This window comes from Hoeflea marina, from assembly GCF_003182275.1.
Taxonomy (GTDB): Bacteria; Pseudomonadota; Alphaproteobacteria; order Rhizobiales; family Rhizobiaceae; genus Hoeflea; species Hoeflea marina.
On the sequence record NZ_QGTR01000007.1, the window covers coordinates 121,723 to 144,311 of the forward strand.

16 protein-coding genes and 1 tRNA gene are annotated in these 22,589 nt (G+C 65.0%); 9 read left to right on the top strand and 8 right to left on the bottom strand.

Annotated elements, in window-relative coordinates; all coding sequences use genetic code 11:
• Positions 1–5: 5 nt before the first annotated feature.
• The gene (gene glgB / locus DFR52_RS22210; RefSeq protein WP_110034267.1) at positions 6–2,207 is read right to left on the bottom strand and encodes a 1,4-alpha-glucan branching protein GlgB; all 2,202 of its coding nucleotides are present in this window, start codon (positions 2,205–2,207) and stop codon (positions 6–8) included.
• Complete coding sequence (locus DFR52_RS22215) at positions 2,204–4,672, bottom strand: glycogen/starch/alpha-glucan phosphorylase (protein WP_342587915.1); 2,469 nt, start codon at positions 4,670–4,672, stop codon at positions 2,204–2,206. Before DFR52_RS22215 ends, glgB begins: the two co-directional genes overlap by 4 nt.
• 325 nt (positions 4,673–4,997) lie before the next feature.
• On the opposite strand from DFR52_RS22215, the gene DFR52_RS22220 reads away from it, so the two are divergent.
• A complete protein-coding gene (locus DFR52_RS22220; RefSeq protein WP_110034269.1) occupies positions 4,998–5,621 on the top strand; it encodes a 5-formyltetrahydrofolate cyclo-ligase in 624 nt (207 codons plus the stop codon).
• 100 nt (positions 5,622–5,721) lie between these two features.
• On the opposite strand, the gene DFR52_RS22225 is transcribed toward DFR52_RS22220, so the two are convergent.
• Both DFR52_RS22225 and gltB read right to left on the bottom strand, forming a co-directional pair.
• On the bottom strand, positions 5,722–7,176 hold the full coding sequence (locus DFR52_RS22225; protein ID WP_110034270.1) for a glutamate synthase subunit beta: 1,455 nt from the start codon (positions 7,174–7,176) through the stop codon (positions 5,722–5,724).
• Positions 7,177–7,185: 9 nt separating this feature from the next.
• Entirely contained in the window at positions 7,186–11,904 is a 4,719-nt protein-coding gene (gene gltB / locus DFR52_RS22230) for a glutamate synthase large subunit (RefSeq protein WP_110034271.1), read from the bottom strand.
• Between the two features lie 559 nt (positions 11,905–12,463).
• Between gltB and DFR52_RS22235 the strand changes: the two genes are divergently transcribed.
• The 5 genes from DFR52_RS22235 (at position 12,464) to DFR52_RS22255 (ending at position 16,391) form a co-directional block, all read left to right on the top strand.
• Entirely contained in the window at positions 12,464–13,513 is a 1,050-nt protein-coding gene (locus DFR52_RS22235) for a threonine aldolase family protein (protein ID WP_110034272.1), read from the top strand.
• Positions 13,514–13,740: 227 nt separating this feature from the next.
• Positions 13,741–14,034, top strand: coding sequence for a BufA1 family periplasmic bufferin-type metallophore (locus DFR52_RS22240; protein ID WP_110034336.1), 294 nt, complete (start codon positions 13,741–13,743; stop codon positions 14,032–14,034).
• A 47-nt stretch (positions 14,035–14,081) separates the two neighbouring features.
• Positions 14,082–15,002 carry an MNIO family bufferin maturase gene (bufB, locus tag DFR52_RS22245; protein ID WP_110034273.1) on the top strand — a complete coding sequence of 307 codons (921 nt, stop codon included), beginning with the start codon at positions 14,082–14,084 and terminating at the stop codon, positions 15,000–15,002.
• Complete coding sequence (locus DFR52_RS22250) at positions 14,989–15,798, top strand: HvfC/BufC N-terminal domain-containing protein (RefSeq protein ID WP_110034274.1); 810 nt, start codon at positions 14,989–14,991, stop codon at positions 15,796–15,798. The genes bufB and DFR52_RS22250 overlap by 14 nt, the downstream gene beginning before the upstream one ends.
• A complete protein-coding gene (locus DFR52_RS22255) occupies positions 15,795–16,391 on the top strand; it encodes a DoxX family protein (protein ID WP_110034337.1) in 597 nt (198 codons plus the stop codon). The genes DFR52_RS22250 and DFR52_RS22255 overlap by 4 nt, the downstream gene beginning before the upstream one ends.
• A gap of 64 nt (positions 16,392–16,455) precedes the next feature.
• Here the strand turns inward: DFR52_RS22255 and DFR52_RS22260 are convergent, their stop codons facing one another.
• Complete coding sequence (locus tag DFR52_RS22260) at positions 16,456–16,923, bottom strand: Hsp20 family protein (protein ID WP_110034275.1); 468 nt, start codon at positions 16,921–16,923, stop codon at positions 16,456–16,458.
• Positions 16,924–17,323: 400 nt separating this feature from the next.
• Here DFR52_RS22260 and DFR52_RS22265 point away from each other — a divergent pair, with 400 nt between their 5' ends.
• On the top strand, positions 17,324–18,379 hold the full coding sequence (locus tag DFR52_RS22265; protein WP_110034276.1) for an alpha/beta fold hydrolase: 1,056 nt from the start codon (positions 17,324–17,326) through the stop codon (positions 18,377–18,379).
• Between the two features lie 97 nt (positions 18,380–18,476).
• Here DFR52_RS22265 and hisN read toward each other — a convergent pair whose 3' ends face one another.
• The 3 genes from hisN to DFR52_RS22280 form a co-directional block, all read right to left on the bottom strand.
• A complete protein-coding gene (gene hisN, locus DFR52_RS22270; protein ID WP_110034338.1) occupies positions 18,477–19,256 on the bottom strand; it encodes a histidinol-phosphatase in 780 nt (259 codons plus the stop codon).
• A gap of 111 nt (positions 19,257–19,367) precedes the next feature.
• Complete coding sequence (locus tag DFR52_RS22275) at positions 19,368–20,480, bottom strand: diguanylate cyclase domain-containing protein (RefSeq protein ID WP_110034277.1); 1,113 nt, start codon at positions 20,478–20,480, stop codon at positions 19,368–19,370.
• A gap of 379 nt (positions 20,481–20,859) precedes the next feature.
• Positions 20,860–21,762 (bottom strand): N-formylglutamate amidohydrolase, encoded by a 903-nt coding sequence (locus DFR52_RS22280; RefSeq protein WP_110034278.1) that lies wholly within the window; start codon positions 21,760–21,762, stop codon positions 20,860–20,862.
• Between the two features lie 181 nt (positions 21,763–21,943).
• On the opposite strand from DFR52_RS22280, the gene cpdR reads away from it, so the two are divergent.
• Positions 21,944–22,309 (top strand): cell cycle two-component system response regulator CpdR, encoded by a 366-nt coding sequence (gene cpdR, locus DFR52_RS22285; protein ID WP_110034279.1) that lies wholly within the window; start codon positions 21,944–21,946, stop codon positions 22,307–22,309.
• A gap of 91 nt (positions 22,310–22,400) precedes the next feature.
• Positions 22,401–22,475 (top strand) — tRNA-Val (locus DFR52_RS22290).
• Positions 22,476–22,589: the final 114 nt, after the last annotated feature.

Sequence of the window (22,589 nt, forward strand, 5' to 3'; positions counted from 1 at the left end):
TAGATTTAGCCGGGCATCAGCATCACGGTCGCCAAGGGCGGCAGGGTTAGCTCGAGATGTGTCGCACCGTCGGCCTTCAACGCGGTCACGCTGCCAAGGTTGCCTTGTCCGGATCCGCCATAAACCGTGGCGTCGGAATTGAAGATCTCGCGCCAGACGCCCCCGTGCGGCACCGGAACCCTGTAGGCGTTGCGCACCACCGGGGTGAAGTTGGTCACTACCACCACCGGCGGCGTGCCGGGTGCGCGGCGCTCCCAGGCGAAGACCGAGTTGGCGCTGTCGTCGGCGATGAGCCAGCCGAACCCCTCCGGCTCGCAGTCGCGCGCATGCAGCGCCGGGTGGGCGACATAGAGCCGGTTGAGATCGCGCACCAGCAACTGGACGCCGTGATGGCGCGGGTCGTCGAGATGATCCCAGTCGAGCGCGCGCGCCTCGCTCCATTCTCCGCGCTGGGCGAATTCCTGGCCCATGAACAGGAGCTTCTTGCCGGGATAGCCCCACATGAACGAATAGTAGGCGCGCAGATTGGCGAATTTCTGCCATTCGTCGCCGGGCATCTTGGTCAGCAGCGATCCCTTGCCGTGGACCACCTCGTCGTGGGACAGCGGCAGGACGAAATTCTCGCTGAAGGCGTAGAGCAGGCCGAAGGTGAGTTCGTCGTGATGGTGCTGGCGGTAGACCGGCTCACGCTGCATGTAGGCGAGCGTGTCGTGCATGAAACCCATGTTCCATTTGAAACCGAAGCCGAGGCCGCCATCGAAGACGGGCGCCGATACCTTCGGCCAGGAGGTCGATTCCTCGGCGATGGTGACGATGCCGGGATGGCTGGCATAGACGGCCTTGTTCATCTCGCGAAGGAAGTGGACCGATTCGAGGTTTTCGCGCCCGCCCTCGGCGTTGGGAATCCATTCGCCCTGCTTGCGCGAGTAATCCAGATACAGCATCGAGGCCACCGCATCGACCCGCAGCCCGTCGATGTGGAAGACCTCGGCCCAGTACAGCGCATTGTTGATCAGGTAAGAGAGCACTTCCTTGCGGCCGAAATTGTAGATCGCCGTGTTCCAGTCGGGGTGAAAACCCTGACGCGGATCGGCATGCTCGTAGAGCGCGGTGCCGTCGAAGCGCGCCAGCCCATGGGCATCGGTGGGGAAATGCGCCGGGACCCAGTCGAGAATGACGCCGAGCCCGGCGCGGTGGGCGCCGTCGACGAAGCGGGCGAAACCCTCGGGCTCGCCGAAGCGGGCGCTGGGCGCATAGAGCCCGGTCGTCTGGTAACCCCAGGACGGGTCGTAGGGATACTCGCTGATCGGCATGAATTCGATGTGGGTGAACGCCATCTCGACACAGTAGGGGATGAGCCGGTCGGCCAGTTCGTCCCAACTGAGGAAGCCGCCGTCGTGGTGTCGGTTCCAGGAGCCCGCATGCACCTCGTAGGTCGTCATCGGCTGGCGGCGGCTGTCGACCTTGCTCCAGTGGGCGCGATGAGCGGCGTCGCCCCATTCGTGCCTGATGTCGGCGGCGACGACGGACGCGGTCGCAGGCCGGAATTCGGCGCGCCGGGCGAAGGGATCGGCCTTCAGCAGCCGCTCGCCGCCGGCGCCGAGGATCTCGAACTTGTAGGTGTGGCCGGCATCGAGGCCGGGAATGAAAATTTCCCAGATGCCGCTGTCAACCCGGTGACGCATGGCGTGGCGCCGGCCGTCCCATGCGTTGAAGTCACCGACGACGGAGACACGGCTGGCGCTCGGCGCCCAGACGGCGAAATGCACCCCCTCGACGCCCTCATGGGTGACGAGATGGGCGCCCATCTTGTCGAACAGCCTGAGATGCGAGCCTTCGCCGATGAAGTAGTCGTCCATAGGACCGAGCACCGGGCCGAAGCAGTAGGGATCGACAAACTCCCATTCCGACTGATCGTTGCGCGCCTTGTAGCGGAGCGGCTGCCGGCCGGACAGGCGGACCGCGCCCTCGAACAGGCCCGGAGCCGCACCGGCCTGCAGTTCCCCGACCGGGGCTCCGTCCAGCGTGAGGGCGGCGACCGCGGCGGCGTCGGGAATGAAGGTGCGGGCGACGAGGCCCGTGCCCAGCGGATGGACTCCAAGGACGGCAAAAGGGTCACCATGCGTGCCGGAGGCGATGGCAGAAGCCTCATCGACCGGGAGGTGAACGGATCCCCCGGCCGTGCGCGCGGTTCCCTCTTGTGTCATGGGCCGGCTTTCCAGATATCTTTCGCATACTGGCGGATCGTCCGGTCCGAGGAGAACCAGCCCATGCGCGCCGTGTTCCTGATTGTACGGCTATACCATGCCTCCTCGTCAAGCCACAAAGCATCGACCGAGCGCTGTGCCCGGGCATAGGCATCGAAATCGGCGGCGACCATGAACCAATCGTGCTCGTAGATGCCGTTGGTCAGGTCGGCAAAGCGGTCCTCGTCATTCTGCGAAAACACGCCGGAGGCGATGGCCGTCAGCGCCTGTGAGAGTTCGCGCGAGCCTTCGATCACCTCGCGCGGGACATAGCCGTTTGCCCGGCGCTCGGCGACCTCGGCGGTGGTCATGCCGAAGATGACGATGTTCTCCGCGCCGACGCAGTCCTGCATCTCGACATTGGCGCCGTCGAGCGTGCCGATGGTGAGCGCGCCGTTGAGCGCCATCTTCATGTTGCCCGTGCCCGACGCTTCCATGCCGGCGGTCGATATCTGCTCGGACAGATCGGCGGCGGGAACCATCACCTCGGCCAGCGAGACATTGTAGTTGGGGATGAAGACGATCTTCAGCAGCCCGCGGACGGAGGGGTCGTTGTTGATCACCCGGGCGACGTCGTTGGCGAGCTTGATGATCAGCTTGGCGTTGTGGTAGCTCGGCGCCGCCTTGCCGGCAAAGAACTTGACCCGCGGCACCCAGTCCCGCTCCGGATGCGAGCGGATCTGATCGTAGAGCGCAACGGTCTCGATGATGTTGAGCAGCTGCCGCTTGTATTCGTGAATGCGCTTGATCTGTACGTCGAACATGGCCGAAGGGTCGACCTTGATGCCCATGCGGCGGGCCACGAGGTTTGACAGCCGCACCTTGTTGGCGTGCTTGACGGCGGCGAAACGGGCGCGGAACTCGCTGTCGCCGGTGTGGCTGTCAAGACCCTTCAGCCGTTCCGCGTCGTCCATGAAGGCGTCGCCGATGGTCTCGCGCAGCAGCGAGAACAGGCCGGGATTGCACTGCATCAGCCATCGCCGCGGGGTGATGCCGTTGGTCTTGTTGTTGATGCGGTCGGGATAGAGCCCGTGCAGGTCGGCGAACACGGTCTGCTTCATCAGGTCGGTGTGCAGGGCCGAGACGCCGTTGGTTGAATGGGAGCCGAGGAAGGCCAGGTTGCCCATGCGGACGCGGCGGTCGCCGCCCTCATCGATCAGCGAGACCGAGCGGATCTTCTCGTCGTCATACTTCTTTTCAAGCCGCGCGAAGCGCAGGATCTTGGCATTGATGGCGTAGACGAGCTGCATGTGCCGCGGCAGCAATTTCTCGAACAGCGGCACGGGCCAGCTTTCCAGCGCTTCCGGCAGCAGCGTGTGGTTGGTGTAGCTGAACACCTTGCGGGTAATGTCCCAGGCCTGATCGAAATCCATGCGATGCACATCGATGAGCAGCCGCATCATCTCGGCCACGGAGACCGCCGGATGGGTGTCATTGAGCTGGATGGCCACCTTGTCGGGCAGCGTGCGCAGGTCGCCATACTGCTGAAGATGCCGGCGCAAAATGTCCTGCAGCGATGCGGAGGAGAAGAAATATTCCTGGCGCAGCCGCAATTCCTGCCCGGCAGGCGTGCCGTCGGCCGGATAGAGCACGCGGGCGAGCGCCTCGGCCTTGTTGCTCTCCTTCAGCGCGCCGATGTGGTCCCCGGCATTGAAGGCGTCGAGCAGGATCGGGTCGATGGGCTGGGCCGTCCAGAGGCGAAGCGTGTTGACGCGCTTGGCGCGCCAGCCGACCACCGGCGTGTCATAGGCGGTGGCGATGACACGCTCCTGAGGCCGCCAGATGCAGCGCTGCGTGTCCGAACTGGCGTCGCCCACGGTGTCGACGATGCCGCCAAAACCGATTTCGTAAGCGCTTTCGCGGCGTTCGAATTCCCAGGGGTTGCCGTGGGCAAGCCAGGTTTCGGGGAGTTCCACCTGCCAGCCATCGCTGACCTGCTGGCGGAACAGGCCGTGGACATAGCGGATGCCGTAGCCATAGGCGGGGACCCCGACGGTGGCCATCGATTCCATGAAGCAGGCGGCGAGCCGGCCGAGGCCGCCATTGCCGAGCGCGGCGTCGGGCTCGAGCGCGGCGATCACGTCGAAATCGACACCAAGGGAGCCGAGGGCGGTTCTCACCTCTTCCAGCAGTCCGAGGTTGGAGACCGCGTCGCGGGTGAGGCGGCCGATCAGGAACTCGAGCGACAGGTAGTAGACCCGCTTGCCGCTGGTTTCGTAGGTCTCCCGGGTGGAGGCCATCCATCGGTCAATGATGCGGTCGCGAACGACCAGGATGGTGGCCGTCATCCAGTCGTGCGGCTTGGCGACCTTGGCGTCCTTGCCGATGGAATAGGTCAGCCGCTCGATAATCTCGGCGGCGAGGGTTTCCGGCGTGGAGACGCGCGGCGGCGGAGAAGGAAGCGCGGCGGATGCAGCCTTGTTCATCATCACAATGTTCCTGGGTTCATGTCAGGCCAAGCCTGGTTTCGGACACTTCCTCCAGCCCGAGTGAAGCAGTCCGCGCGTCCATATGCAATGAATGATTTCGTGCTGTCCATCCACCAGTTAAATCAATTAGATTGGCATTTTTCGAGGAGTAAACCGCAGATTCCGCTGGCGCAACGGCGATCCGGCGGGGGCAGGACAGACCGATTCGAGGCTGCCGACGGCTGCCGGAAGAGGGGCCGCGGCCGGTCGCAATGCGGTGGCCGCCGCCGGCCGCTGGGTGTAGAAGCGAAGCCCGGTCCCTCGGGAATGGCGGAGACGGCAGATGGAACCAGTCACGGCGCATGATGGCAGTGCCGAACACCGGCAGCAGGTGATGCGGTGGCGCAAGCTCGAACGCGCGCGACTGCTGGCCGTGCGCATGTCGGTCGGTGCCGACCTGCGCCTGCAATGGTCGAAAAGCCTGGTGGCCCTTGTCGCCGACAGCGCCGACCTTGCCGACAGGACGGTCAGTTTCTACTGGCCGTTCCGGGGCGAACCGGATCTGCGGCCGCTGGCCGCAATCGTGCTGGCGCGGGGCGGACGATGCGCGCTGCCGGTGGTGGTGGAGAAGGGCAAGCCGCTGGAGTTCTGGTCGTGGCAGCCCGGCGACGCGCTTGCCCCAGGCGTCTGGAACATCCCGATTCCGATAATCCGCGACACGGTCATTCCCGACATCGTGCTGTCGCCGGTGGTTGGCTTTGACGCCGACCGCTACCGGCTGGGCTATGGCGGCGGCTTCTTCGACCGCACGCTCGCGGCGATGGCTGCCAGTCCGCTCGTCATCGGTGTCGGCTACGATCTGGCGCGGATGGACACCATCCACCCGCTGCCCCACGACATCGCCATGAGCCTGATCGTCACCGAATCGGGGGTGCGGCCGATCCCCGCCGGCCGACAGAACGGATAGCGCCGCCAGGCTTGCTCCCGTGCACGGGTGGCCGGGACGCCAGCGGTGCGGTGCGGACACGCGCCGCGCGCCGTGGCACGCGGCGGGAAGGGGGCAGGCGTCAACGCGGCAGGTCGGTCGCGCCCATCAGCTTGAGATCGATTTCGCGGGCCGCCTGGCGACCCTCGCGGATCGCCCAGACCACCAGCGACTGGCCGCGGCGGACGTCGCCGGCCGCCCACAGCTTCGGCACCGAGGTTTCGTAGTCCTGTTCGTTGGCAACCACGTTGGCCGAGCCGCGGCGGTCGGTGTTCATGGTCAGCCTGCCGTCGAGTTCCTTGATGACGCTGCTGTCATCTGGACCGCGGAAGCCGATGGCGACGAACACCAGGTCGGCCTTGATGATGAATTCGGATCCGGCGATCGGCTTGCGGTGTTCATCGACCTGGCAGCACTTGACGCCGGTGAGGATGCCGTTCTCGCCGACAAGCGCCAGGGTACCGACCTGGAATTCCCGCACCACGCCTTCGGCCTGGGAGGAGGAGGTCCGCATCTTGGTGGCCCAATAGGGCCAGACGGCGAGCTTGTCCTCCTTTTCCGGAGGCTGCGGGCGGATGTCGAGCTGCGACACGCGCACGGCACCCTGGCGGAAGGCGGTGCCGACGCAGTCGGACGCCGTGTCGCCGCCGCCGATGACGACCACATGCTTGCCGCCGGCGATCACCGGCTCGGACGCCCAGAGCACGCTGTCGCCGCGCTCGCGGCCGACCCGCTTGTTCTGCTGGACGAGATAGGGCATGGCGTCATGGACGCCGATCAGTTCGACGCCGGGTATGCCGACATCGCGCGGCTTCTCCGAGCCGCCGCAATAGAGCACCGCATCGTAACTGGACAGCAGCTCCTCGGCGGTCTTGTCGACGCCGACATTGACGTTGCAGAAGAAGGTGACGCCTTCGCCTTCCATCTGCTCGACCCGGCGGTCGATGAAGTGCTTCTCCATCTTGAAATCGGGAATGCCGAAGCGCAGCAGACCGCCGGGGCGGCTTTCACGCTCGTAGACATGCACCGCATGACCGGCGCGGGCCAGCTGCTGGGCGGCGGCAAGCCCGGCGGGTCCCGAACCGATGATGGCCACCTGCTTGCCGGTCTTGCGCAGCACCGGCTGCGGCACGATGAAGCCCATTTCATAGGCCTTGTCGGCAATCGCCTGCTCGACCGTCTTGATGGCGACGGGCGCATCCTCGAGGTTGAGGGTGCAGGCCTCCTCGCAGGGCGCCGGGCAGATGCGCCCGGTGAATTCGGGGAAGTTGTTGGTCGAATGCAGGTTGCGGATCGCCTCTTCCCACTTGTTGTTGTAGACGAGGTCGTTCCAGTCGGGGATCTGGTTGTGCACCGGGCAGCCTGTCGGGCCATGGCAGTAGGGGATGCCGCAATCCATGCAGCGCGCCGCCTGCTTGACGACCTCCTGGTCGGTCATGCGGATGGTGAACTCGCGGAAATGGCGGATGCGGTCGGACGCCGGCTGATACTTCGCCGTCTGCCGGTCGATCTCCATGAAACCTGTAACTTTACCCATGATCGTATCTTACTCCGCTGCCATGCCCATGCGATTGCGCTCCATATCCTCGAGCGCGCGGCGGTATTCCACCGGCATCACCTTGCGGAATTTCGGACGATAGTCGGCCCAGTTGTCGAGAATGGCCTTGGCCCGCTCGGAGCCGGTGTAGTGCATGTGGTTGGAGATCAGCTGGAACAGCCGCTCCTCGTCATGCCGGGTCATGTCGCCGGACACGTCGACGCGGCCCATGTGCTGCAGGTCGCCGCCGTGATGATGCAGCTTTTCGAGGATGTCGTCTTCCTCGGGAACCGGCTCGAGTTCGACCATGGCCATGTTGCAGCGGCTGGCGAAATCGCCGGCTTCGTCGAGCACATAGGCGACGCCCCCCGACATGCCGGCGGCGAAATTGCGCCCCGTCTCGCCGATGACGACGACGAGGCCGCCGGTCATGTACTCGCAGCCGTGGTCGCCGACGCCTTCGACGACCGCAATGGCACCGGAGTTGCGCACCGCGAAGCGTTCGCCGGCGACGCCGCGGAAATAGCATTCGCCCTCGATGGCGCCGTAGAGCACGGTGTTGCCGACGATGATCGACTGCTCGGCCTTGACCACCGAATTGGCGGGCGGACGGACGATGATGCGGCCGCCGGAAAGGCCCTTGCCGACATAGTCGTTGGCGTCACCGGCGAGGTCGAAGGTGATGCCGTGGGCAAGGAAGGCGCCGAAGGACTGTCCCGCAGTGCCCTTCAGCTTCACCGTGATGGTGTCGTCGGGAAGGCCCTTGTGGCCGAAGCGCTTGGCGACCTCGCCCGAGAGCATGGCGCCCACCGAGCGGTTGACGTTGCCGATGTCCGATCCGACCACGGTCGGGGTGCGCGATTCCAGCGCCGGCATCGCGTCGGCGATCAGCCTGCGGTCGAGCACGTCGGCGATCGGGTGGTTCTGCCGCTCGGTCCAGTGGGTGGCCGCCTTCGGGGCGTCCGGCTTGTGGAAGATGCGGCTGAAATCCAGGCCCTTGGCCTTCCAGTGATCGATCATCCCGTCCTTGGCCAGCAGCTCCGACTGGCCGATGATTTCGTCCAGCCTGCGGTACCCCATGGCCGCCAGCATTTCGCGCACTTCCTCGGCGACGAAGAAGAAATAGTTGATCACGTGCTCGGGTGTTCCCTTGAACCGCTTGCGCAGCACCGGGTCCTGCGTGGCGACGCCGACCGGGCAGGTGTTGAGATGGCACTTGCGCATCATGATGCAGCCCGCCGCGATCAGCGGCGCGGTCGAGAAGCCGAATTCGTCGGCGCCGAGAAGGGCGCCGACAATGATGTCGCGGCCGGTCTTGAGACCGCCGTCGACCTGCAGGGCGACGCGGGAGCGCAAGCCGTTGAGAACCAGTGTCTGGTGGGTCTCGGCGAGGCCGATCTCCCAGGGGCTGCCTGCGTGCTTGAGCGAGGTCAGCGGCGAGGCGCCGGTGCCGCCGTCATAGCCGGAAATGGTGATGTGGTCGGCGCGCGCCTTGGCGACGCCGGCGGCAACCGTGCCGACGCCGACCTCGGAGACGAGCTTGACCGAGATGTCTGCCTGCGGATTGACGTTCTTCAGGTCGTAGATGAGCTGCGCCAGATCCTCGATCGAATAGATGTCATGGTGCGGCGGCGGCGAGATCAGGCCGACGCCGGGCGTCGAGTGCCGGGTCTTGGCGATGGTGGCGTCGACCTTGTGGCCGGGCAGCTGGCCGCCTTCGCCGGGCTTGGCGCCCTGGGCCACCTTGATCTGGATCATGTCGGCGTTGACGAGATATTCCGCCGTCACGCCGAAGCGGCCCGAGGCCACCTGCTTGATGGCCGAGCGCTCCGGATTGGCGCTGCCATCGTACAGCGGCAGGTAGCGGTCGGGCTCTTCGCCGCCTTCGCCGGTGTTGGACTTGCCGCCGATGCGGTTCATGGCGACGGCGAGCGTCGAATGCGCCTCGCGGCTGATCGAGCCGAAGGACATGGCGCCGGTGGAAAAGCGGCGGACGATATCGACGGCCGGCTCCACCTCGCCGAGCGGCACCGGCGTCCGGCCGGTGGCGGCAGCCAGACGGATGTCGAACAGACCGCGGATGGCGTTCATGCGCTGCGTCGCGTTGTTGACGATGGAAGCGAACTCGCGGTAGCGATCAAGCGCATTGCCGCGCACGGCGTGCTGCAGCGTGGCCACCGCGTCGGGGGTCCAGACATGCTCTTCGCCGCGCATGCGGTAGGCATATTCGCCGCCGATCTCCAGCGTGGAGGCAAGCACGGGGTCGTTGGAGAAGGCGGAGCGATGCCGCTCGGCGGTCTCGCGGGCGACCTCGGCCAGGTCGACTCCCTCGATGGTCGTCGCCGTGCCGGTGAAGTAGGCGTCGACGAACGGGGTCGCCAGTCCGATGGCGTCGAAGATCTGCGCGCCGCAATAGGACTGGTAGGTGGAAATGCCCATCTTCGACATCACCTTGAGAATGCCCTTGCCGATGGCCTTGATGTAGCGCGACACCACCTCGTAGCGATCGACTTCCGGCGGGAACTCGCCGCGCTGATGCATGTCGAGCAGCGTGTCGAAGGCGAGATAGGGGTTGATGGCTTCGGCGCCGTAGCCTGCCAGGCAGGCGAAGTGATGCACCTCGCGCGGCTCGCCGGTCTCCACCACCAGACCGACCGAGGTGCGCAGGCCCTTGCGGATCAGGTGATGATGCACGGCGGCGGTGGCGAGCAGCGCCGGAATGGCGATCCGGTCCGGACCGACCTGGCGGTCGGACAGGATGATGATGTTGTAGCCGCCGGTGACGGCCTCCTCGGCGCGGTCGCACAGCCGTTCAAGGGCGGGCTGCATGCCCTCCGCGCCCTTCTCCGAGGCATAGGTGAAGTCGAGTGTCTTGGTGTCGAAGCGGTCCTCGGTGTGGCCGATGGACCGGATCTTCTCGAGATCGCCATTGGTCAGGATCGGCTGACGGACCTCGAGCCGCTTCTTCTTGGCGGCGCCCTTGTGGTCGAGAATGTTGGGCCGCGGGCCGATGAAGGAGACCAGGCTCATGACCAGTTCCTCGCGGATCGGGTCGATGGGCGGATTGGTGACCTGGGCGAAGTTCTGCTTGAAATAGGTGTAGAGCAGCTTGGACTTCGACGACATCGCCGAAATCGGCGTGTCGGTGCCCATGGAGCCGATCGCCTCCTGGCCGGTGGTGGCCATCGGCGCCATCAGGATGCGGGTGTCCTCGAGGCTGTAGCCGAAGGCCTGCTGGCGGTCGAGCAGCGAGACGTCGCGACGCAAGGCGCGCGGTTCGACCGGCTTGAGGTCCTCCAGGATGAGCTGCGTGCGCTCCAGCCACTCCTTGTAGGGGTGGTTGGAGGCCAGCCCCGACTTCAGCTCCTCGTCCGAGATGATGCGGCCTTCGGTCATGTCGATCAGCAGCATCTTGCCGGGTTGCAGCCGCCACTTGGTGAGGATGGTGGATTCGTCGACAGGCAGCACGCCGGATTCCGAGGCCAGGATGACGCGGTCGTCACTGGTGACGATGTAGCGCGCAGGCCGCAGGCCGTTGCGGTCGAGCGTCGCGCCGATCTGGCGACCGTCGGTGAAGGCGACGGCGGCCGGGCCGTCCCACGGCTCCATCAGGGCCGCGTGGTATTCGTAGAAGGCCTTGCGCTCGGCGGCCATCGACTGGTTGCCGGCCCAGGCTTCCGGGATGAGCATCATCATGGCGTGCGACAGCGAGTACCCGCCCTGGACCAGGAACTCGAGCGCATTGTCGAAGCACGCGGTGTCCGACTGACCCTCGTAGGAGATCGGCCAGAGCTTGGAGATGTCGTCGCCGAACAGGGGCGAGGTCACCGAAGCCTGGCGCGCCGCCATCCAGTTGACGTTGCCGCGCAGCGTGTTGATCTCGCCGTTGTGGGCGACCATCCGGTAAGGATGGGCGAGCCGCCAAGAGGGGAAGGTGTTGGTGGAAAACCGCTGGTGAACCAGCGCCACGGCGGATTCGAATCGCGGGTCCTGCAGGTCCTTGTAGTAGGCAGCCACTTGATAGGCCAGGAACATGCCCTTGTAGACCACCGTCTGGGTCGACAGCGAGACGAAGTAGAAGCCGCGGTCGTTGCCGTCGTTCTCGCGGTAGACCCGGCCGGAGATCACCTTCCGCAACACGAAAAGCCGCCGCTCGAACACGTCCGGATCGGTGCTTTCGCCGCGGCCGATGAAGACCTGGACATGGATCGGCTCGGTGGCGGCGATTTCGGGCGCCTTGGACAGCGAGGAATTGTCGACGGGCACGTCGCGGAAGCCGAGCAGGACCTGGCCTTCGTCGGCAATGACCTCGGCGATAAGCTGCTTGAGGTGGATGCACAGCGCCTCGTCACGGGGCATGAAGACAAAGCCGACCGCATAGTCGCCAACCGCCGGCAGGTCGATTCCGTCAGCCGCCAGTTCCTCGCGGAAGAAGCGGTCGGGAATCTGCACGGTGATTCCGGCGCCGTCGCCCATCAGCGGGTCGGCGCCCACCGCACCGCGGTGGGTGAGGTTTTCGAGCATGAACAGCCCGTCGCGCACGATCTGGTGCGACTTTTCGCCCTTCATGTGGGCAATGAAGCCGACGCCGCAGGCGTCATGCTCGTTGCGCGGATCGTAGAGGCCCTGTTTGGGAGGCAGGCCGTGGGCGCCAGCGGTGACACGCACCGCGGCGGTCTCCCTGCGGCTGTCGATGGCTGCCTTCTGTGATGGTGACATGTCAGTCATCCTCATTCCCCCTCTGGACGCCCGCTGGGCGATCCCGGCGCACCGCAGCCCGCAAGGGCGGAGGTGCGGCAATCCGGATGGCATTTCGTCTGGTCACGTGCTGCGCCGGTGACTGGTTATCACCCGGTCGACGCTGCCGTATTCATATCACGGCAGGGCCTGCCGGTCACGGACGACCGGGCGGACCCTGGGCCATTTCCCTCCTTCCGCCGGTGCGGCAGTTGCTGCCGTGGCCGCCGGAGGCAAATAGGACAGTAAGGCTGTCCTATTTCCAATGCTCTATGACAGAATGCCGACCGCAAGGCAAGGGCGGGACTGCAATTTTCACCAGTCTTAAGACCGGATATGGCGCAAAATTGCGTGTAGGCGAATTATAATTGCGTATCGAAGCACTATTCGGATTTATTGCGAGCCAAAGCGACTATTCCCCGCGCCCGGAATGCGCGGAGAGCCAGCCCGTCTCGGTCCGGCTGCGAGAGGGCCAGAATTTCCGAGCTTTGCTCAAGCCGGAATCTGCGATAGGCGGGAGGGCAGTTTCCGCTCAACGCACGAGGCCGACATGATCTTCACATCCGACAACTGGGCCGGCGCGCATCCCGCCATTTCCCGCGGTCTGGAGGCAAATGCATCCGGCTTCGCGGCCGCATACGGAACCAGCGAACTGGACCGCAAGGTGGAAGCGACGTTCAACCGCATTTTCGGGCGCGAGGTGGCGGTGTTCTTCGTCGGAACCGGAACGGCGGCCAACTCGCTGGCCCTGTCGAGCATCAACCGTCCCGGCGGTGTCAGCTTCTGCCACCGGGAGGCGCATGTGATCGAGGACGAGTGCGGCGCGCCGGAATACTTCACCCATGGTGCCCGTCTGGTGCCGGTGGATGGGGCCTACGGCAAGATCGATCCGGAAACGCTGGAATCGGAGATCGGACGCTTCCCCCCGGGCTTCGTCCACGCCGGACAGCCGATGGCCATCACCATCACCCAGTCCACGGAGATCGGCACGGTCTACAGCGCCGATGAAATCCGGGCGATCTCGGCCATCGCGAAGGCGCACGGGTTGCCGTTGCACATGGATGGGGCCCGATTCGCCAACGCCCTGGTGGCGCTCGATCTGTCGCCGGACGAGATGACCGCCGACCTCGGCATCGACATCGTTTCCTTCGGCGGCACCAAGAACGGCTGCTGGTGTGCGGAGGCACTGGTGTTCATGGACCCGGCGATGGCGCGGGATCTGCCCTTCATCCGCAAGCGAGCCGCACAGCTCTTCTCCAAGAGCCGGTTCATCGCCGCGCAGTTCGAGGCCTATTTCGAGGGCGATCTCTGGCTTGACCTGGCCCGTCACGCCAATGCCATGTCGGCGCGACTGCAGGCCGGCATCAAGGCCTCGTCCGGCGCACGGCTCGGATGGGAAGGTCCCGCCAACGAGACCTTCGCGGTGATGGGCAAGGCCAAGGCCGCGCATCTGAGGGAGCTCGGAGCGATGTTCTATGACTGGAACCTGCCGCGCTCCAATCGCGGACTGACCACCCCGGATGAGACGCTGGCCCGGCTGGTGACGAGCTTTGCCACCACCGCCGATGATGTCGACCGCTTCATCGAGGCCCTGGGCTGAGAGCCGGCCCTGCGCCGCGCTGACCTGTCCCGACTGCCGCCTCGCTGTTCGCGCTGTCAGGACACGCGCCGTCGAAGACTCACATCGTCATCACGCCGGCCTCACGTGCAAGTGACCCCGGATAACGGCGGCTTGATTTCCAGTTGATTGCGCAATTGGCGATGCTTCAACTGCCGGAGACGGAAGTCGCGGCACGAAAGTTTCAACAGATCATCCAGGAGAACAGCATGTCCAGCAAAACAGCACTCGGCGCATCCGCCCTCGCAGGCGCCGTCGCCATGGCGCTTTCCGGCGCAACCTTCTTCAACTCGGCGGATCATGCCGTTGCCGCCGACGGCAAGGAAAAATGCTACGGTGTGGCGCTCGCCGGCAAGAACGATTGCGCCGCCGGCGCCGGCACCACATGCGCAGGCACCTCGAAAGTCGACTATCAGGCCAATGCCTGGTCCTATGTCGACGCAGGCACCTGCGGCAAGATGGACTTCGGCAACGGCCACATGGGCACGACGGAAGCCATGTAAGCCCAAGGTCGGGGCCTGACGCAAGCAATCGAAACGGGAGTACGGACATGACGCGCAAGGACATCCGGATCCAGACCGTCGGTGGCACCCGTTTCCCTGAGGCTCCGCTCCCGCCACGTGCGGGGGCGGGACTGAAGGGCGACCATGTCGACCAGATCCTCGCAGACGATTACCGCATCGGCTTTCTCGAGGTCCATGCCGAAAACTACATGGGGGATGGCGGCCCGGCGCACCGGGCGCTCTCGGCGATCCGGAGGGAGTTTCCGCTCTCCGTCCATGGCGTCGGCCTGTCGATCGGCTCGGAACGAGGGCTCGATCCCGCTCATCTCGATCGCCTGGCGCGGGTGGTCGAACGCTACGAGCCGGCGCTGGTCTCGGAACATCTCGCCTGGTCGAGCCATGATGCCGGATATCTCAACGACCTGCTGCCGGTGCCCTATGACCGGTCGACGCTCGACCGGGTGGTCGCGCACATCTCTGAGGTGCAGGGCCGGCTGAAGCGCAGGATCCTGCTTGAAAATCCCTCCACCTATGTCGCCTTCGAGGGCTCGACCATGGGCGAAACCGAATTCATCGCCGAGGTGGCCCGCCGCTCGGGGTGCGGCCTGCTGCTCGACATCAACAATGTCTATGTTTCCGCCACCAATCACGGCTGGAAACCGATGAACTATCTGCGCGACTTTCCGCTCGAACTGGTGGAAGAAATCCACCTCGCCGGCCATTCGGAGGATGTCGACGACGAGGGCGACCGGCTGCTGATCGACGCCCATGACCGACCGGTCTCGAGCGATGTCTGGAGCCTCTACGATGTGGTCATCAGCCAGATCGGGCCTGTGCCGACGCTGATCGAATGGGACAATGACGTGCCGGACTGGCCGGTTTTGCGGCGCGAGGCGCAAGCCGCCGACGCCATCCTCGCTGCCCGCGGCCCCGCGTCGCTCTTGGGGTCGCGCCATGCCAGCGCCTGATCGGGCCGCCGCGGCCGGCGGAATGCAGGCCGGCTTCGCCGCGTCGCTGCTGGCGCCGGATCTGCCCGTTCCCGCCGGTGTCGTGGGCCCGCGCGGAAAGAAGGCCGGGAAGCGCTTCGCAGTCTACCGCAACAATGTCGCCGTCGGGCTCGCCGGCGCGCTCGGCGACATCTTTCCTGTTGTGCGCAAACTGGTGGGCGACGGCTTCTTCCGGGCCATGGCCCTGGTCTATGTCGCCCAGGAGCCGCCGGGCTCGCCTCTGATGTTTGAATACGGGCAGGGCTTCGCCGCCTTTCTGGAGGATTTCGAGCCGGTGTCTCAACTGCTCTATCTGCCGGACGTCGCCCGGCTGGAACGGGCCTGGCTCGATGCTTTCCATGCCGCCGATGTCGAGCCGCTGGATCCGGGCGCGCTGGGCCGGGTCGCGCCGGAAGCGCTGGCCGAGCTGACCTTCACGGTCCATCCAGCAACCCGGATCATCGACAGCGATTTCGCCATCGTATCGATTTTCTCGGCCAGTCGCGAAGATCAGGACATCAGCGGCATCAGGCCGCGCCAGGCCCAGTCGGCGCTGGTGACGCGACCCGGGGACTGGGTCGAGGTCCGCGGCCTGCCGCCGGGCGCCTCCACCCTGTTCAAGGCGCTGATCGCCGGCGTTCGTCTCGGCGAGGCTGCCGGGGACGCGCTTGCCGCCCATCCGCAGTTCGACCTCCCCGCCGCGCTCGCCGCGATGCTGGAGGCAGGAGTTTTCATCAGATGCGCCGCCCGCGCGCCAGCAGGGAGCCTTTCGGCATGACCCGTCTCTCGACCTTCATCGTCGCCCTTCACCACCGCTTCTTCACCACGCTTGAACGGCTGCTCGAGGGCTGGTTCATGGGCCTGCTCTCGCGTTTCGTCTTCGCCGCGGTACTGTGGGGTTATTTCCTCAGCTCCGCCGGCACCAAGGTCGGCGAGGGGTTGTCGGGATTCTTCCAGATATCGCCCGGCGCCTACTACCAGATCGCGCTTCCGGCGGTGGAGGCCGCCGGCGGAGACGTCGAAGCCGTGGCCTTCCTGCCCTGGGGCCTGATCGTCACGCTCGGAACCTACGCCGAGTTCATCCTGCCGGTGCTGATCATCGCCGGCCTTTTCGCGCGGGTCGCGTCGCTGGGGATGCTCATCTTCATCGGGGTGCAGACGCTGGTCGACGTCACCGTCCACATGGTGGGCCCCGAGACGGTGGGCGCGCTGTTCGACCGCTTCCCCGACGGACTGGTGGCCGACCAGCGATTGTTGTGGGCCGTGCCGCTCGTCTATGTGGCGGTCAAGGGCCCGGGGATGATCTCGCTGGATCATCTGCTCGCCCGCTCGCGGCTGGCGCCGCTCCGCGGCGGCCCCGTCGCTGCCTGACTGGTTCCAAAGACAGAACGGCGCCCGGTCGCCCGGACGCCGCCCTTCATAACCCTCTCGGGCCTCAGGCCGTCTTGGCTTCGATCTGCTGCGGCTTGGCGCCGGCATCCTTGCGGATCTCGATCCGGCGCGGCTTCATCGCTTCGGGCAGCTCGCGCACCAGGTCGATATGCAGGAGCCCGTTGCGCAGGCTGGCGCCGGTCACTTCCACGTGGTCGGCCAGCTGGAAGCGGCGTTCGAAGGTGCGCTTGGCAATACCGCGATACAGATACTCGGTCTTGTCGGCGTCCTTCTCATCGGCCTTCTCGCCCTTGACGGTCAGCGCATGTTCACGCGCCTCGATCGAGATTTCCGATTCGTCGAAACCGGCCACCGCCATGGTGATGCGGTAGGCGTTTTCTCCGGTCAGCTCGATGTTGTAGGGCGGGTAGGTCTGCGCCTGCTCGGGCGCGGCCAGGCTGTCGAGCATGGTGGCAAGGCGGTCGAAGCCGACCGTCGAACGGTAGAGGGGTGAAAAGTCAACGTGACGCATGGTGTCCTCCTTCAGAGCAACATTGGGTGCGTTGGTGGTCCGTCGAACATCCCGCGAATGGGCGATGGTCTGGACCAGCAGGCCCGGTATGGCGCCTGCACGACCAATGTGGGAACTGCTTTTCCGCGGTTCAAGAGCCTGCGTCCGAACATTGCCGCGTCCATGAACGCCGGATGAACGAACAGTTCGGACTGTGTTCAGACGCCGCCGGGCATGATCGGGTCATCAGGTGCTCATCCACCTGATCGGCCGGAGCATCCCGTCCCTTCAGTTCCGGTCGCTTACAGCCGGAGTCGCCTGTGCGGCTCCGGCTCCTTTTTGCCTTGAGCACGGCCGTCCGACAGGCGGTGGCACGCTTTTCCTTTTGACCTGCCCCCGGCGAAGCTTTAATCGAATGGCCATGGAACAATCAGACCCAGGCGTGCTGTTCTCGACGGCGGACAATCCGACGCCGGGGAATCATGTTTCGGGTTATTTCACCACCTTCGACCGGCGGCGCTTGCGCTATGCGATCTTCAAGACCGAGAAGACCGTGGCGCGCGGGACGATCGTGCTGCTGCAGGGCCGCAACGAAACCATCGAGAAATATTACGAGACCATCCGCCATTTCACCGCCCGCGGCCTTTGGGTTGCCACCTTCGACTGGCGCGGGCAGGGCGGCTCGCCGCGGCTGCTGAAGAACCCGCTGCGCGGCCATGTCCGCCGGTTCGCCGATTTCGAACGCGATCTGACCGTCTTTCTCGAAACCATCGTCCTTCCCGAGACCCGGCTGCCGTTCTTTCTGGTGGCCCATTCGATGGGATCGCTCGTCGCCCTGTCAGCAGCGCCGAAGCTTGCCAACCGGATCGAGCGGATGGCGCTGGTGGCGCCATTCGTCGCCATGTCGGGGCTGCCGGTCAGCGCCGGCACGCTCGGAGTGATGGCGCGCATGCTCAGCAGCATCGGTCTTGGCTGGCTCAGGCTCAGCCGGGACGGGTTTCCCAGGCCATTCGCCGACAACGCGCTGACCAGCGATCGGCAGCGGTTCGAGCGCAATCAGGGAATCATTCTGACGCATCCCGGGCTGCGGCAGGGCCCGGCGACGGTGAGATGGGTGCTGGAAATGAGCCGCGCCATCCGCCGCGTCAATCGCTTCGATCACCTCGACCGCATAAGGGTGCCGACGCTCCTGATCGCCGCAGGAAACGACAGCATCGTCGATGTGCGCGCCGTCACCGGGCTGGCCAATCGCTTCCGGGCGGGCAGCGCAATCACCATCGATGGGGCCAGGCACGAACTGCTGCAGGAAGCCGACCGCTACCGGCTGCCAACCCTGGCGGCGATCGATGCCTTCATTCCGGTCGACCAGTCCGACGAACCCGCGGCCAAGTCCCGCGATGCCGCCGCGGCTGGAGCGTTCGCAGACGAAGCGAGCCGCACTTCGTCCCGGGACAATGAGACAGGCCAAGAACTCTAAAGCACTTCGCGGAATTCGGATTCACGCGATGTGCTTTGGCTCTTTGGGGTTATGCGTCGTGATCCCGAAGCCGCTGCACACGTTCGGGCGACATGGATCAGACTGGTCGGTTGAGGATTTCCAGCGCCGCCGCGTGCAGCTCGCCGGTGGCGGCGGCAACCACATTGCCGCCGAATTCCGCCCTGCCGCCCTGCCAGTCGGTGAAGACCCCGCCCGCCTGTTCGACCAGCGCGATCAGTCCACCGACATCGTAGGGCTTGAGGCCGGAATCGACGCACAGATCGATGTGTCCGGCCGCCACCATGGCAAAGGCGTAGCAGTCGCAGCCGTAGCGGGTGAGCTGCACCGCGCCTTCCAGCGCCTGGTAGGGCGCCTGGGTGGCGCCGGCATACAGAAACGGCGAGGTGGTCATCAGCGTGGCCTCGGCCAGCGTGCGGCCGGTCCGGGTGCGGATCGGGCGTCGCTGCCCGCGATGCGCCAGGAAAGCCCCCTCCGGTCCCGCCACGAAGCGTTCGCCGGTGAACGGCTGGTCCATCATGCTCATGATCGCCCGGCCATGATGATAGAGACCGACCAAGGTGCCCCAGACAGGCAGGCCGGAGATGAAGGCGCGCGTGCCGTCGATCGGGTCGATGACCCAGACATAGTCGCGGTCTAGGCCGACATCGCCATATTCCTCGCCGAGGATGCCGTGGTCCGGAAAGCGATCGGTGATCAGCGCGCGGATGGCGCGCTCGGCTTCGCGATCGGCTTCGGTGACCGGATCAAAGCCGGTGCTCCACTTGTTGTCGACGGAACCCGCCGCCCGGAAGCGCGGCAGGGTTTCGCGCGCGGCGGCATCGGCAATCTCATCGAAAAACGCCAGGTCGGGCAGCATCATCGTTCTCCAGGGGCCAGAGCCCGTGGGTTTGCCGTCAATAGCGCACCGCGTCAACCGCATTGCGTCCGACGGCGGCAGACCGAAGCCTTGGTCCGGGTCGCCCGCCGCTCAGCGGAACGCCTGGAGAATGCTCTGCGCCATGGGAGTGAGTTCGCGCGAGACGGCATCCTGCCCCGGCTTGTAGACGCGGAATGTGCTCTTGCCGGCGGCCTTGGCGGCATAGAGGGCGATGTCGGCCATGGTGAAGAGATCGCTGCTGGCGCAATCCGCCGTGAACGCCACGCCGACGGACGCCCCGAGCCCCAGACTATGGCCCTTCTGCTCTATGGGACGTCCCAGCGCCTCGACGATCTCGCGGGCGACGCCAGCCACGTCCGCGCGATCGTGGCCCGCGCCGATGAGAACGGCAAATTCGTCGCCGCCGATCCGCGCGACCAGTTCCGCCTTGCTGCAGGCGATTCTCAGCCGTTCGGCGGAGCGGATCAGGCAGGCATCGCCCACCGCGTGGCCGAAGGTATCGTTGACTGATTTGAAGCCGTCCAGATCGACCAGCATCAGGGCGGCGATCCTGTTGTCCCCGGTCGCTGCCTCATCGAGCTGATCGAGCCTTGATTGGAACTGGCTGCGGTTGGCAAGTCCGGTCATGACGTCGAACTCCGCCAGATAGCGGGTCCGGTCGGCCAGGATCTTTTCCTCGGTGATGTCCTGCTTCATGCCGAAGATGCGGACCGGGACGCCGTCTTCGCATTCGACGGTCGCGGTGATCCGGATCCACCGCCGGTTGCCCAACGCAGTCGTGATCTCGGCGTCCATGCTGAAGCCGCCGCAATCCTGGATCGCGCGGTCGCGAAGGCGTCGCAGTTGCTCGGCCGATTCCGGGGTGTAACAGCCAAGCGTCCGGGTTCGGTCCAGCGAAGTGCCGCGGGGGAGGTCGAAAATGTCATAGACCATGTCGGTCCATTCCAGCGTCTCGCAGGGAAGCCGGCACTGCCAGACCCCGATTTTCGCGGCCGCCGACGCACGGTCGAAGATCTTCCGGCTCTGTTCCAGCGATGCGGCCTGGGACGCGATCACGGCGGCCTGGGCCAGCAGATCCGCCTGCAGCCGTGCGATCTGCCGCGGTGTCCGGACCTGCATCATCTTCACAGCCAGCGACAGCAGTCTCTCGACCATGCGGCTGCCGGTCACCGTCAGCGGAGATGTGCGTCTGAACTCAGGCATGAATGATTGAAGCACCTTGTGGCTATGGTCCCTGCAAGGTCGCATAGCGCGATTAACAGAATCTCTAGACCACCCGCCGGAGTCGCCAAAGACGCATCGTCGGCGGCTTTCTGCCTAGGTTATCCACAGAAACGCCTTTCCGCCCTTTCACGGGCAATTGAAATATCTGCAATAAATTTAAGCAGGGAGGGTTGACAATGTTGCAACGCAACATTAATTTGATCGTGCAGTCTATGACTGCGAATGCCCTCCTTGGGCGTTTCCTCCCTAGACTTTAACCGCGCTCAATGGCGCGGTTTTTTTTGGGTTGTGATGGACGGCGCTGCGGCGAACGGCGGCACCGATCAGGCTGCCGGCTTGGGGGCTTCGATTCCGTCCGCTATTCGGCTGCCAGGCGCCTGCCGGCGAGATCGTCGCGCACATAGGCCATCAGGCGATCGCAGAATTCAGCCAGATTGATGCGGAGAGCGGTGAAGCCGGAGTTCTTCACAAGGCTGCTCTCGTCGATGTAGAGGCCTCGGTTGATCTCGATCTGCAGGGCATGGAAGCCGCGCGCGGGACGGCCATAATGCTCGGTGATGAAGCCGCCGGCATAGGGCTTGTTGCGCGCCACCTGATAGCCCAGTTCGGCAAGGATGCAGACGGCGGCGTGGGAGATGTCGTGGGCGGCGCTTGAGCCGTAGCGGTCACCGACGATGAAGTCCGGCTTGGGGCCGTTGCTCGACGAGCGGACGCTTGCCGGCATGGAATGGCAATCGACCAGAACCGCGCGTCCGAACTGGACATGGGTCTGCGCCAGAAGCTTCCGCAGGCAGGCGTGATACGGCAGATAGGCCGTATCGATGCGGGAAAGCGCCTCGGCGACGGGCAGCCTAGCGCGATAGATATCCATGTTCTCGGCCACAAGGCGCGGAATCGTCCCCAGTCCGCCTGCAACCCGCAGCGAGCCGATATTGGCAAACGGCGGCAACGGACCATCGAACATCCGCGGGTCGAGTTCATAGGGCTCGCGGTTGACGTCGAGCCAGGCGCGCGGAAAGTTCGCCTGCAGCAACGGCGCTCCGAGCACCGGCGCGACGGAGAACAGCTCATCGACAAAGAGGTCTTCCGAACGGCGGATGGCGTCGCGGTCGAGCCGCGACGATTCCATGAATGATTCGGAATAGACGCGGCCGGAATGGGGCGAGTTGAAGACGAACGGCTCGGTCTGCCGGCGCGGCTGCCGGACTTCGAACAGGGGGGACGACGTCGGGAAAAGCGGCTCGGCGTCGTGTTCCTGCATGTCCTGTCTTCCGCCCTGTCGCTGCGTTGTCAAATCCATGTTGCCAGTTGCCTGCAAACCTGTCCAGTATGGCGGCTGGGCAGTGATTTCGTCGCTCCGCATTCACTGGATGTTTACTGGAGTGAGGCATTTGTGGTGGCATCAAGAAGCCACAACCGCCATGACAGGTCTGGATACTCGAATGATGCCGAAAATTCTCCTTGCAGAAGATGACAACGACATGCGCCGGTTCCTGGTCAAGGCTCTCGAGAAGGCCGGCTACGAGGTTCGTTCGTTCGACAACGGCGCCAGTGCCTATGACCGGCTGCGCGAAGAACCGTTCACACTGCTGCTGACCGACATCGTCATGCCGGAGATGGACGGCATCGAACTGGCGCGCCGCGCCACGGAACTCGATCCGGACCTGAAAGTCATGTTCATCACCGGTTTTGCGGCGGTGGCGCTCAATCCCGATTCGAAGGCACCGCGCAACGCCAAGGTGCTTTCGAAGCCGTTTCACCTGCGCGATCTGGTCGATGAGGTCAACAAGCTGCTCAACGCGGCCTGAGGACGGAGCGCCTGGCGACCGGAGCAGCGAAATAGCTCCGATTTTCTGTTGACGGGGCGGGCCAATGTGTGGTGTATGCGCCCAATCGGATGGGCGTATAGCTCAGCGGGAGAGCACTACATTGACATTGTAGGGGTCACAGGTTCAATCCCTGTTACGCCCACCATCCGATCCTCTTTCAAGTCTTTCAAATTTGAAGCCCGTCACCGCTACTGCGGGCTGCATGGGCCGAGGCGCCCTCGGCAATCGGCTTCATCCACCATGCGGGCTCGTCTGCTCG

Bases quoted from the DNA above. Each gene is read 5' to 3' on its own strand.
- glgB (WP_110034267.1), bottom strand. From the start codon at position 2,207: ATGACACAAGAGGGAACCGCGCGCACGGCCGGGGGATCCGTTCACCTC.
- DFR52_RS22215 (WP_342587915.1), bottom strand. From the start codon at position 4,672: ATGAACAAGGCTGCATCCGCCGCGCTTCCTTCTCCGCCGCCGCGCGTC.
- DFR52_RS22220 (WP_110034269.1), top strand. From the start codon at position 4,998: ATGGAACCAGTCACGGCGCATGATGGCAGTGCCGAACACCGGCAGCAG.
- DFR52_RS22225 (WP_110034270.1), bottom strand. From the start codon at position 7,176: ATGGGTAAAGTTACAGGTTTCATGGAGATCGACCGGCAGACGGCGAAG.
- gltB (WP_110034271.1), bottom strand. From the start codon at position 11,904: ATGACTGACATGTCACCATCACAGAAGGCAGCCATCGACAGCCGCAGG.
- DFR52_RS22235 (WP_110034272.1), top strand. From the start codon at position 12,464: ATGATCTTCACATCCGACAACTGGGCCGGCGCGCATCCCGCCATTTCC.
- DFR52_RS22240 (WP_110034336.1), top strand. From the start codon at position 13,741: ATGTCCAGCAAAACAGCACTCGGCGCATCCGCCCTCGCAGGCGCCGTC.
- bufB (WP_110034273.1), top strand. From the start codon at position 14,082: ATGACGCGCAAGGACATCCGGATCCAGACCGTCGGTGGCACCCGTTTC.
- DFR52_RS22250 (WP_110034274.1), top strand. From the start codon at position 14,989: ATGCCAGCGCCTGATCGGGCCGCCGCGGCCGGCGGAATGCAGGCCGGC.
- DFR52_RS22255 (WP_110034337.1), top strand. From the start codon at position 15,795: ATGACCCGTCTCTCGACCTTCATCGTCGCCCTTCACCACCGCTTCTTC.
- DFR52_RS22260 (WP_110034275.1), bottom strand. From the start codon at position 16,923: ATGCGTCACGTTGACTTTTCACCCCTCTACCGTTCGACGGTCGGCTTC.
- DFR52_RS22265 (WP_110034276.1), top strand. From the start codon at position 17,324: ATGGAACAATCAGACCCAGGCGTGCTGTTCTCGACGGCGGACAATCCG.
- hisN (WP_110034338.1), bottom strand. From the start codon at position 19,256: ATGCTGCCCGACCTGGCGTTTTTCGATGAGATTGCCGATGCCGCCGCG.
- DFR52_RS22275 (WP_110034277.1), bottom strand. From the start codon at position 20,480: ATGCCTGAGTTCAGACGCACATCTCCGCTGACGGTGACCGGCAGCCGC.
- DFR52_RS22280 (WP_110034278.1), bottom strand. From the start codon at position 21,762: ATGCAGGAACACGACGCCGAGCCGCTTTTCCCGACGTCGTCCCCCCTG.
- cpdR (WP_110034279.1), top strand. From the start codon at position 21,944: ATGATGCCGAAAATTCTCCTTGCAGAAGATGACAACGACATGCGCCGG.